At 50.0% G+C, this 10,637-nt stretch carries 8 protein-coding genes; 1 reads left to right on the forward strand and 7 read right to left on the reverse strand.

From position 1 onward, the window contains the following. Positions 1-37: 37 nt before the first annotated feature. Together ETR37_RS03955 and ETR37_RS03960 are read right to left on the reverse strand one after the other, a co-directional pair. Positions 38-913, reverse strand: coding sequence for a YicC/YloC family endoribonuclease (locus ETR37_RS03955; protein ID WP_013523365.1), 876 nt, complete (start codon positions 911-913; stop codon positions 38-40). Positions 914-1,001: 88 nt separating this feature from the next. Continuing rightward, positions 1,002-3,674 (reverse strand): cation-translocating P-type ATPase, encoded by a 2,673-nt coding sequence (locus ETR37_RS03960; protein WP_129446918.1) that lies wholly within the window; start codon positions 3,672-3,674, stop codon positions 1,002-1,004. 300 nt (positions 3,675-3,974) lie between these two features. Between ETR37_RS03960 and ETR37_RS03965 the strand changes: the two genes are divergently transcribed. Continuing rightward, the gene (locus ETR37_RS03965) at positions 3,975-5,714 is read left to right on the forward strand and encodes an Rqc2 family fibronectin-binding protein (RefSeq protein ID WP_129446919.1); all 1,740 of its coding nucleotides are present in this window, start codon (positions 3,975-3,977) and stop codon (positions 5,712-5,714) included. Between the two features lie 205 nt (positions 5,715-5,919). Here ETR37_RS03965 and ETR37_RS03970 read toward each other — a convergent pair whose 3' ends face one another. The 5 genes from ETR37_RS03970 to ETR37_RS03990 all read right to left on the reverse strand — a co-directional run bounded on the left by ETR37_RS03970 (position 5,920) and on the right by ETR37_RS03990 (position 10,444). Beyond that, positions 5,920-6,483, reverse strand: a complete 564-nt coding sequence (locus ETR37_RS03970) for a Uma2 family endonuclease (protein WP_011230662.1) — start codon at positions 6,481-6,483, stop codon at positions 5,920-5,922. 442 nt (positions 6,484-6,925) lie between these two features. Beyond that, complete coding sequence (locus ETR37_RS03975; protein WP_129446920.1) at positions 6,926-7,324, reverse strand: hypothetical protein; 399 nt, start codon at positions 7,322-7,324, stop codon at positions 6,926-6,928. 19 nt (positions 7,325-7,343) lie between these two features. After that, positions 7,344-7,670, reverse strand: a complete 327-nt coding sequence (locus ETR37_RS03980; protein WP_129446921.1) for a hypothetical protein — start codon at positions 7,668-7,670, stop codon at positions 7,344-7,346. A gap of 210 nt (positions 7,671-7,880) precedes the next feature. After that, positions 7,881-9,227, reverse strand: coding sequence for an MFS transporter (locus tag ETR37_RS03985; RefSeq protein ID WP_164977978.1), 1,347 nt, complete (start codon positions 9,225-9,227; stop codon positions 7,881-7,883). Positions 9,228-9,649: 422 nt separating this feature from the next. Beyond that, on the reverse strand, positions 9,650-10,444 hold the full coding sequence (locus tag ETR37_RS03990) for a fumarylacetoacetate hydrolase family protein (protein WP_129446922.1): 795 nt from the start codon (positions 10,442-10,444) through the stop codon (positions 9,650-9,652). Positions 10,445-10,637: the final 193 nt, after the last annotated feature.

The following is a 10,637-nucleotide window of genomic DNA, read 5'->3' on the forward strand; positions in this document are numbered from 1 at the left end:
TCCGATATTGTTGCCGCCAACAAGTCGTTTTAAACCGTTATTCCACGTTTTGCACTTGCTCGCGCATTTTCTCAAGCACGCTTTTCATCTCAACGACTTGCGCGGCAATCAGGCTGTCGTTTGCCTTGGCGCCGATCGTGTTGACTTCCCGGTTCAACTCTTGCACCAAAAAGTCCAGTTTCCTCCCGATCGGTTCGTCCATTTCTAAGGCGTCTGCCATTTGCGCCAAATGGCTGCGGATGCGTTTCAATTCCTCATGAATGTCCGCCTTTTCGGCAAACACCGCCACTTCTGTGAGCAGGCGCGCCTCATCGACCGGAGCGGGCGCCCATTCGCGCAGGCGGCGCGCAAGCCGCTCGCGGTATTGTTCAATCACAAGCGGCGCCCGCTGTTCAATAGCTTCCACCCCGGCTTCGACTTCATGAAGACGGGCGCGCAAATCCGCGGCAAGCGCCTCCCCTTCGCGCCGGCGCATGGCAACAAGTGCCTTTGCCGCTTCATCGACAGCGGCCAAAAGCAGCGGCTCGACCTCCTCGTTCGCTCCTTCCTCTTCCACAACTTCGACCGCCCCATCAAGCCGAAGCAGCTCGGCCGCCGTCACGCTGCCGTCAACGGCAAATCGCTTTGCTGCCTCCTGCAACCCGGCCCAATATTGGCCGAGCAAATCCCAATCAATATGTACGTTCCGCTTTACAAGTCCTTCGCCGGCGATCGTGACGAACACTTCCACTTTTCCGCGCCGCACGTACGGCAAAATTGCTTTCTTTATTTTATCCTCAAACACGAGCCATTGTCTAGGGAGGCGAATGGAAATTTCGCAAAACCGGTGGTTGACCGATTTCATTTCCACCGCCACCATCAAACGATCCGTTTTTTTCGTGCTTGCGCCAAAACCAGTCATGCTGTAAACCATATCATCACATCCGTTGTTGCCTTGATGAAAAAGAAAAGGTCATAGAGCGTTGCTCTATCACCTTTTTTATTATAACATATCCATCCTTTTATTTTCTCGTAAAAAGCGAGCCAGCAAACAAAAATGTCGGCAGGGCGGACAAGCCAATGATGAGCAGCCAATCGACCGCTGCGAGCGGCTTCGTATGGAACACTGCGGCAAGCGGTGGGTAATAGATGACGACAACGAGCAAAAGCAGCGACACGATCACCGCCGCGACAAGGTATATGTTCCCGAACGGACTGCGGTCAAAAACCGAATGGTCGCAACGGCAGTCGAACACATGGATCAATTGGGCCAACACAAGCGTCGCAAACGCCGCCGTCTGGGCGTAAACGAGATCCTCGCCGCTCCGTTCATAGGCGGTCAGAAACGCAGCCAGCGTAACAACGCCGATCAAAAAGCCGCGGCTTACGATTTTCCAGCCGAGCCCGCGGGCGAACACCCCTTCATCGGGACGGCGCGGCGGCCGCTTCATCACGTTTTCTTCTGGTTGGTCGAGCCCGAGCGCCATGGCTGGCAAACCGTCGGTGACAAGATTGACCCATAAAATTTGAATCGGCACGAGCGGCAGCGGCAAGGCAAGCAGCATCGCAAACAACATGACGAGAATTTCCCCGACGTTCGAGGCGAGCAAGTAGCGGATAAACTTGCGAATGTTTTCGTAAATGTTGCGCCCCTCTTCGATCGCGGCCTCAATCGTCGCAAAGTTGTCATCCAACAAAACGAGCGACGCCGCCTCTTTCGCCACTTCCGTCCCCGACCGGCCCATCGCGACGCCGATATCCGCCGCTTTCAACGCCGGCGCGTCGTTCACCCCGTCGCCGGTCATGGCGACAATATGACCGCGGCGCTTAAAGGCGTTGACAATTTTCAGCTTATGCTCCGGGGAGACGCGGGCAAACACGTAAATATTATCGACCTCGCGTTCGAGCTCATCGACCGACAGCTTCGACAACGTCGCCCCATCCATCACTTTTCCGCCAGGCGGCAGCACGCCAAGCTGTTTGGCGATGGCGGTGGCTGTCAACACATGGTCGCCGGTGATCATCACCGTTTTCATGCCTGCCTCTTTGCATCGCGCCACTGCTTGCTTCACCTCAGGGCGCGGCGGATCGATCATGCCGGCGACGCCGAGAAACCGAAGCTTTGTCTCCGCATCCTTCTCCGACTCGATCCGTTCCGTTTCCGCAAGCGGCCGATACGCGACGGCGATCGTGCGCAAGGCGGAAGACGCCATGTGGCGAATCGCCTTCTCGATCGTTTCTTTCCACGCCGGGGTCAGCATCTGCTCGCGGCCGTTCCATTCAAGGCGGTCCGCCCGCTCAAGCAGCACATCGGGCGCCCCTTTCGTCACGACAAACCGACGGCCGTTTCGGTCGCGGACGATCACCGTCATCATTTTCCGCTCGGAATCAAACGGAAACTCCCGCTCGATCGCATACTCACCTAGCAGACTTCGTTTTGTAATCCCCGCCTTCGCTGCCGCGACCAGCAGCGCTCCTTCCGTCGGATCGCCGTCGATGTAGCGCCGGCCGTTTTCCTCTTTCAACTCCGAACTATTGCAAAGCACCCCCATTGTCAATAGGCGAGCGAGCTCGGGAACGCGGTTCGGATCAACCGTCCGGCCGCGTTCAGAAAACTCGCCATCCGTTTCAAGACCAACGCCGCTTACCGCAAATGTCCGCCCGCCTGCCCATACTTGCGTGACGGTCATCATGTTTTCCGTCATCGTCCCCGTTTTGTCGGAACAAATGACCGAAGCGCAGCCGAGCGTTTCCACCGCCGGAAGCTTGCGGACGATGGCGTTCCGTTTGATCATCCGCTGCACGCCAAGCGCCAACACAACCGTCACAATGGCCGGCAAGCCTTCCGGAATCGCCGCCACTGCCAGCGATACGCCAGCCAAAAACATTTCGTACAGATCGTGCCCTTGCATAACCCCAACCGCCACCACGGCAGCCGTCAGCGCCAAGGCGACGACAAGCAAAATTTTCCCAAGCTGCTCAAGACGGCGCTGGAGCGGCGTCATACCGGCATCCGCCTCTTCGAGCATCGTCGCGATTTGCCCCATCGCCGTTTTCATTCCCGTTGCGATGACAATGCCAATGCCGCTTCCTCTCGTCACCATCGTCCCCATAAACGCCATATTGTGCAAATCGCCGAGCGACGCCTGTTTCGTATGAAGCGGGGCGGCCGATTTGGCTACGGGCACCGATTCGCCCGTCAAGGCGGATTCCTCGATTTCCATCCCGCTCGTCTCAATCAAGCGGACATCGGCCCCGACTCGGTCGCCGCTTGCCAGCCTCACGACATCACCGACGACAAGCTCGCGCGCCGGAATTTTCACCCACCTGCCATCGCGCCGCACAACCGCTTGCGGAGCGGACAGCCGTTTTAAGGCGGCCAGCGACTTCTCGGCCCGCCGCTCTTGGATAAACCCGAGAATGGCGTTCATGATCACGATCACAACAATCGCCGCCGCATCGACATACTCGCCTAACAATGCGGAAATGACGGTCGCCGCAAGCAGCACCAACACCATAAAATCTTGAAACTGGCGGAAAAAGGCGCCGATGGCCGACTCCTTCTTCCCTTCCGCCAGCTCGTTGCACCCGAACTGCCGCAGCCGTTTTTCCGCCTCCGCCGCCGTAAGCCCGGTTTTGACATTCGTCTTCGTCTCGTGCGCGACATCGCTTGCCGCGAGCGTATGCCATTGCATCTGTCTCCCTCCGTCCTTCCATCTTTTCAGCGCACTGTTCCCGCTTTTTTATGCTTATTCACCCCTGTCCGAAAAAATGATCAACTCTCCGCCATGATGTCTGGCAGCATAAACAGCCCGATGTTATCGGCTGACCACGGTCCTGTCCTTATAAGCGAAAAGCTGTGCGCCAATTAATGATGCAACCTTTTCGCCCTCCATCATCGCCCGTGCTCAAGCAATGTTCAAAGAAATGTTCAAAACAGCGGGGCGTATGGTAAGATCGAAATAGCAAACAACCAAAATAGAAAGGTGTTTTCCATGTCCTTTGACGGAGTGTTTACGTACGCCATTGTCAGCGAACTCGAAGAGACGCTTGCGGGCGGGCGGATCACGAAAATCCACCAGCCGTCGGCGTATGAGATCGTCATGCTCGTGCGCGCCCGCGGCCATAATCATAAAGTGATGCTGTCGGCGCATCCGACGTACGCCCGCGTCCATTTGACAAACGAAACGTACAACAACCCATCCGAGCCGCCGATGTTTTGCATGCGGCTGCGCAAACAGTTGGAAGGAAGCATCATCGAGTCGGTCCGTCAAGTCGATTTCGACCGCATCATCGTCATGGACACAAAAGGCCGCGATGAACTCGGCGATCTGCAGACGAAGCGGCTCATCATTGAAGTGATGGGCCGCCATAGCAACATCATCCTCGTTGATGCATCGACCAACACGATCATCGACAGCCTGAAGCATTTGCCGCCGTCGGTCAACCGCTACCGGACGGTGCTTCCCGGGCATCCGTACGTCGCCCCGCCGACGCACGGCAAGCTGAATCCGCTTGAAGCGACGGAAGAAACGGTGCTGAAAAAACTTGATTTTCACGCCGGCAAGCTCGCCCATCAGCTTGTTTCCGCCTTCAGCGGCCTTTCGCCGCTATTTGCCAATGAGGCGGTGTTCCGCGCTGGGCTCGCCAACCGAGCGACGCTGCCAAAAAGCTTTCTTTCGCTCATCGATGACGTGCGCGGCCGCCGCTTTGCCCCGATGATGTACACGAACGGGGAAAAAGAATGGTTTTACGTTTTGCCGCTTAAGCACTTACAAATCGAAGGCCAATCGTTTGCGAGTGCAAGCGAGCTACTCGACCGCTTTTATTTCGGCAAGGCCGAGCGCGACCGCGTCAAGCAGCAAGCCCATGACATCGAGCGGCTCATGGCGAACGAAAAGGCGAAAAACGAGAAAAAGCTCCTAAAGCTCGAACAGACGCTCGAAGAAGCAAAGAAAGCCGACGTTTATCGACTGTACGGCGAACTGCTCACCGCCCATTTGTACGCCATAAAGCGCGGCATGACGGAAATCGAGGTCGCAAACTACTACGACGAAAACGGCGGCACGATCACCATTCCGCTCGACCCGCAAAAATCGCCGTCCGAGAACGCGCAGCAGTACTTTCAAAAATACCAAAAAGCGAAAAACTCGTTCGCCGTCGTACAAGAACAAATCGAGCGGACAAAAGAAGACATCGCCTATTGCGACACGATTTTAAGCCAGCTGGAAACCGCCTCGCCGAAAGATGTCGAGGAAATCCGCGACGAGCTCATCGAACAAGGCTATTTGCGCCCGCGCGCCGCGAAAGGAGCAAAAAAGCGGAAAACCACCGTCCCTGAGCTCGACCGCTACGTCGCAAGCGACGGCACGGAAATACTCGTTGGCAAAAACAACAAACAAAACGATTATCTCACAACAAAGCTGGCCCATAAGGACGATGTTTGGCTGCATGTGAAAAACATTCCCGGCTCGCACGTCGTCATCCGGAACAAGCAGCCGTCTGACGAGACGCTCCTCGAGGCGGCAAACTTGGCCGCCTACTTCAGCAAAGCCCGCCACTCCGGATCCGTGCCTGTCGACTACACGCGCATCCGCTATGTAAAAAAACCGAGCGGCGCCAAGCCGGGATTTGTCATTTACGAACACGAGCAAACGCTCTACGTCACACCGGATGAAGAACTCGTCCGCACCATGAAACAGCGGCAAAAAGAACAAGCGGCGAAACCATCGTAAACCCGCCCCAATGACCGCCCAACACGGCATCGGGCGATTCGCGCGAACTCCCGCAAACCGAAACAGTCTAGTGCCGCATCAAAGACAACGGGCTGTCTGTAAGACCAGCTGCATTGGCCTTATGGACAGCCCGCTTTGCAAACTTGTCGAGTCAACCACAAGCCGCCATCGCGAATGCAACTCCATGCACGTCTCGCCATCCGTCTCAACGAAACACATCCTCAAGAGCCACTTCAAGCCCGGGAAAGCATGCCGACTGCACCACACCCGTTCCCGCTTTCACATCCGCCTGCTCATACAGTCCTTCCTCGTTCAGCGTATAGACGGTAATCGCCTCTTTCATCGGATTGACGATCCAATACTCTTTCACACCGTACGCCATATACAAATTGAATTTGGTCACTAAATCGTGCGCCTGGTTGGAAGGGCTCAAGATCTCAACGATAAGAGTAGGCACGCCGACATACTTCGTTTCCGTAAACCCTTTTGAATCGCAAATAACGCTTAAATCCGGAATGACGACTTTGCGATCGGGAAACTTGTCGCTAGCCAGTTCGATATCGGTCGGCGCCGCAAACACGTTGCACGGCTTCCCACGAAAATAAAGGCCAAATTCGGTATGAAGGTTGCTCGAAACAAGCTGATGCTTGATGCTTGGCGACGGAGCCATATACACAGCGCCATCAATATATTCAAGCCACTCATCGCTTTGTTCCCGCAACGCCCAATATTGCTCGTACGACACATTGGAAAACCGAGGCAGGGACATCGGCATTCTCTCCTTTGTCGCCTATATACTTCATTTTAGCTGAAATGGTGTGGTGGAGAAAGAGACCCCTTTCTTTTCACGCAGTTTTCTGATACGATGAACTTCAGGCATTGTCAGCATCCTTTCTCCACTGTTTAGTTATGTCTTCACACCTTCCACAGTAGAAGAAAGGTTAGGAGCCGGCAAGCCTTTTTTCTTTGCCTTAGGCTCTGCACTTTTCGTTGCAGAACTCTGTATTTTTATTTTGCACTAAACACGCGAAATCCTTGATATTACTGCATTTTGGTCTTTTTCATGTACCTAAAATAGCCTCAAAACTGTCGAACTCGGGCTAAAAGAGAACGGACAAAACCGAAGCAATCCACAAAAAGTTTGCACATGATTTCAGAATCTGTGTGAAATGATTTAAAAAGGATTCTGAAATCACGTGCTCACTTACAAATCACTTTACAACAATATTAGGAGGGTGTGTTGATAGAACCTCTATCACATCGTTAGGTGTTAAAATTACATAATGTTCCACATTCCTTGATTCGTATATTCCACAACTTTCTTCATGAAACCATTTTAAATATGTTGAATTTTTTACTTTAAATAAAGGCCAGTTTCTATAAAAATTTGTACCATAATATTGGTCTAAATAGGTTAACATTTTTAACAATGAACCTTCATCCGTATTCCTATATGATAACACTCCTTCCTCGAAAATTATAATCACTTCCCTTTTATGACTTTCATCACTAAATTTCAAAACAATACCCTCTTTACTATCTAAAAGCATATCGTTATAAATGGCAGGAGGTATACCTGTTATCGGTTCCCATCTTTCCCATTGTTCCATTAAACCCCCTCCGTTCATACTAGTAACGAAACTTTATCCTCTTCTTTCTATCCTGAATTTCAAGTGTAGGACGCCCATCACTACTTTTTCTTCTTACAATAACTGTTCTCCCATCTTCTAAAATGCCTACTTTGAGATCAGAGGTGTCCTTAATAATTTTCGGTCTGAGCGAGTAGAAATCCTTCACTGCTCGATTCATTCCGCCAGATAACTCATATTGAATAGTTCTTCCTTTTGTTACCCTTCCAGGTCTCGCAGCTTTCACCAAATCATCAACTGTTTTCTCTTTCCCTCTAATAAATCTACCCGTGGTGCTGGTTGAGCGCTGACGCTCAACCAGCACCACGGGTGAGGCATATATTTATTCCTATTTTCTTAACTTGATGGCTATGGACATAACCCCTGCACTTTAGATACAATGATTATGAACGTCACTACTGTACCATAAGGGTCATGTCTATTCATTCAGAGCAATCACAAATTTTGTTGGCACGTGCTCCTAGCTTGTCCCAAAAAATATTCAGATTTCGATTGACACGCCGCCTATTTCCTATCATTATCCTTGGACGTTGGCGAAAGGTTGTTTTTCTTCTTTTAATTCAAGGGGCAATTCGAGCCGTTCCACTCTGTTTACGACGAAGATATAACATAAAGCACCAATGAGTAAGACTCCACCGATAAAGAATAAGGCCGCGCTAAACGATTGTGTGGCGCTTAAAATATATCCCACTACGATCGGCGTGACGATTCCTGCCAAGTTGCCTGACGTATTAAAAATCCCGGCGCTCAGCCCAATGATTTCCTTCGGTGACATGTCGCCGACCAACGTCCATGTTGAACCGGCTAGACCTTTGGCAAAAAACGCAACAGACATAATCACCATGACAAGGGCAGCAGATGACGTATAGTTCGCTAAGACGACTGTACTTGAAAGCAAGAATCCGGTAATGATTGGTGTTTTTCGCGCAGCACTGAGTGATGCTCCGCGCTTTAACAAGAAGTCGGATACATAACCACCAACAATTCCGCCGACAAAAGCCCCTGCGTATGGGAGCGAAGCCATAAAACCAACCTTTAGCATCGACATATGTTTTTCTTGGACAAGATATGTCGGAAACCATGTTAAGAAAAACCAAACGATCGTATTCAGGCAAAATTGGGCAATGTAAATCCCGATCATTTGTCGGTTCGTCAACAAAAACTTGACGTGGGTCCATCTTATTTTGACCGGGTTATCCGCCGCATCAGCCAATCCCCCACCAGCTTGGATATAATCGATTTCTGCTTGGCTCGTTTTAGGATGCTTTTTCGGTTCATGAATATATTTAAACCAAAATAGCGACAATATGATCCCCGCCAAGCCAGCTACATAAAAGGCCATATGCCACCCATAAGTTTGCAAGATCCAAGCCATGACCGGAGTAAATACCGCTAACCCGAAATATTGTGCTGAGTTATAGATCGAAACAGCCCGGCCGCGCTCGTGTTGCGGAAACCACATTGTCGTCAACCGGCTGTTTCCTGGAAACGAAGGCGCTTCTGCGATCCCTACAGCGAAACGGAGCAGGAATAATGATAACAACCCCGTTGCCCATCCTTGCAATAAGGTGAAGAACGACCAAGTAAACAAGCCAATCCCGTAAACAATGCGCGCCCCGAATTTGTCCAGCATCCAGCCACTCGGGATTTGCAAAAAGGTGTAGGCCCAATTGAATGCTGAAAAAGCAATTCCCATTTGAGCTGCATTCAAAAGCAGATCTTTCGACATCACAGGAGCGACAATACTTAGCGCTGTGCGGTCAATATAGTTGACAGCTGTTGTGATGAATAGAATGGCCAGAATCAAATAACGCACGCGAGTCTTCTTGGTAACCGACTCTATTTTCTGCAAGTGAGCATCCATCAAAATCCCCCCGTTTTCATGCTAATTGGTAGCGCTTTCTACTTTGTGTTTATAAAGAATAAATTGAAAGAAAAGTCAGTTAAAAAATAACAACCGTCCTCAACAGGTCATTGACAGTGATCGATCGTTTACTTGAACATTGTCACCCCTCACGCTCCACATTTGTCAAGAGCGAATAAATTTCCAAAACCCAGCCTATTAATTCACTAATGTTGCCGGTAAAAATTCTCGTTTTTATTTTTCGTAGAATTCCAACTCGTAAGATTCATCACTACAATATGTGCTTGACAGGCAATCCATTTTCTTGACCAAGAATGTACTAAAATCATCGTTTTACTGATTTTTTCTCATCAATGTAGGACATGTTTGAAAAAATCGAGCACAACTTTGGGTGAAGAGCCATAAATAATATTTCTGTACAGCTATTTGACGTAATTGCACAACTTACCTATTTTTTCCACTTCCACACATACGACGTCTCCTGGTTTCATTGGACAACTGCCGGGAGGCGAACCGGTCGCTAAAATATCTCCCGGCTCGAGAGTCATCACCTGTGAAACCCAACTGATCAGATACGGGATGGAAAATGACATCTCACTCGTATTTCCTTCTTGCACTACCTTCCCATTCAACGTTGTCACAATTCGTAACTTTGTCGGATCAATCCCTGTCACGATCCACGGCCCTAGCGGAGTGAAAGTATCAAACCCTTTGCTGCGCGTAAATTGGGGATCCGATTTCATAAGATCTCTCGCTGTCACATCATTAACTATTGTACAGCCAAACACGTAGTCAAGAGCCTCTTCCTCTTTGATGTTCTTCCCCCGTTTTCCTATCACTAGCGCCACTTCCCCCTCCATCTCGACTTGTCTCGTTAATTCCTTTGGCGGAAGAATAATATCTTCTTGATCTGGAATCAAGGAAGATGGCGGTTTCAAGAACAAAAGCGGTTCTCTAAGACCTGTCTTCCCTCCGGTCTCTTCGGCATGTTTTTCGTATGTCCAACCAAAATGGATAACTTTTGACGGTGCTACAGGAACCAAAATATTCACGTCATTATACTTCACTATAGTCCCGTCATATTTTAGTTCATTATTTAAAATTTCCAAAAAATTGCTAGACAATTGAAAAATAGAATCCCCTTCAACCAATCCAAAATAGATTTTCCCGTTATTCTCATAACGAACAATTTTTTTTGTTTTTTGCAACACCTTCATGACGTATCGACTCCGTCCATATGAAAATCATCGTTCAGTCAAAATAACAAAAACAGTAAGAAATATGTGAATATATATAAATTGAAATAAAGGTTTTCTCCCGTTCCACGGAGATTAAATAAAAAGAGAAAATAGGGGAACGGAGAGAAAATATGATGCCAAATCACAAAGACGAGATAGAGAAGTTGTCCAA

The organism is Geobacillus sp. PK12, from assembly GCF_004123125.1.
GTDB classification, from domain to species: Bacteria; Bacillota; Bacilli; order Bacillales; family Anoxybacillaceae; genus Geobacillus; species Geobacillus zalihae.

Excerpts from the sequence above, each read along its gene's own strand:
- ETR37_RS03960 (WP_129446918.1), bottom strand. The coding sequence starts at position 3,674 with ATGCAATGGCATACGCTCGCGGCAAGCGATGTCGCGCACGAGACGAAG.
- ETR37_RS03955 (WP_013523365.1), bottom strand. The coding sequence starts at position 913 with ATGGTTTACAGCATGACTGGTTTTGGCGCAAGCACGAAAAAAACGGAT.
- ETR37_RS03970 (WP_011230662.1), bottom strand. The coding sequence starts at position 6,483 with ATGTCCCTGCCTCGGTTTTCCAATGTGTCGTACGAGCAATATTGGGCG.
- ETR37_RS03965 (WP_129446919.1), top strand. The coding sequence starts at position 3,975 with ATGTCCTTTGACGGAGTGTTTACGTACGCCATTGTCAGCGAACTCGAA.
- ETR37_RS03975 (WP_129446920.1), bottom strand. The coding sequence starts at position 7,324 with ATGGAACAATGGGAAAGATGGGAACCGATAACAGGTATACCTCCTGCC.
- ETR37_RS03990 (WP_129446922.1), bottom strand. The coding sequence starts at position 10,444 with ATGAAGGTGTTGCAAAAAACAAAAAAAATTGTTCGTTATGAGAATAAC.
- ETR37_RS03985 (WP_164977978.1), bottom strand. The coding sequence starts at position 9,227 with ATGGATGCTCACTTGCAGAAAATAGAGTCGGTTACCAAGAAGACTCGC.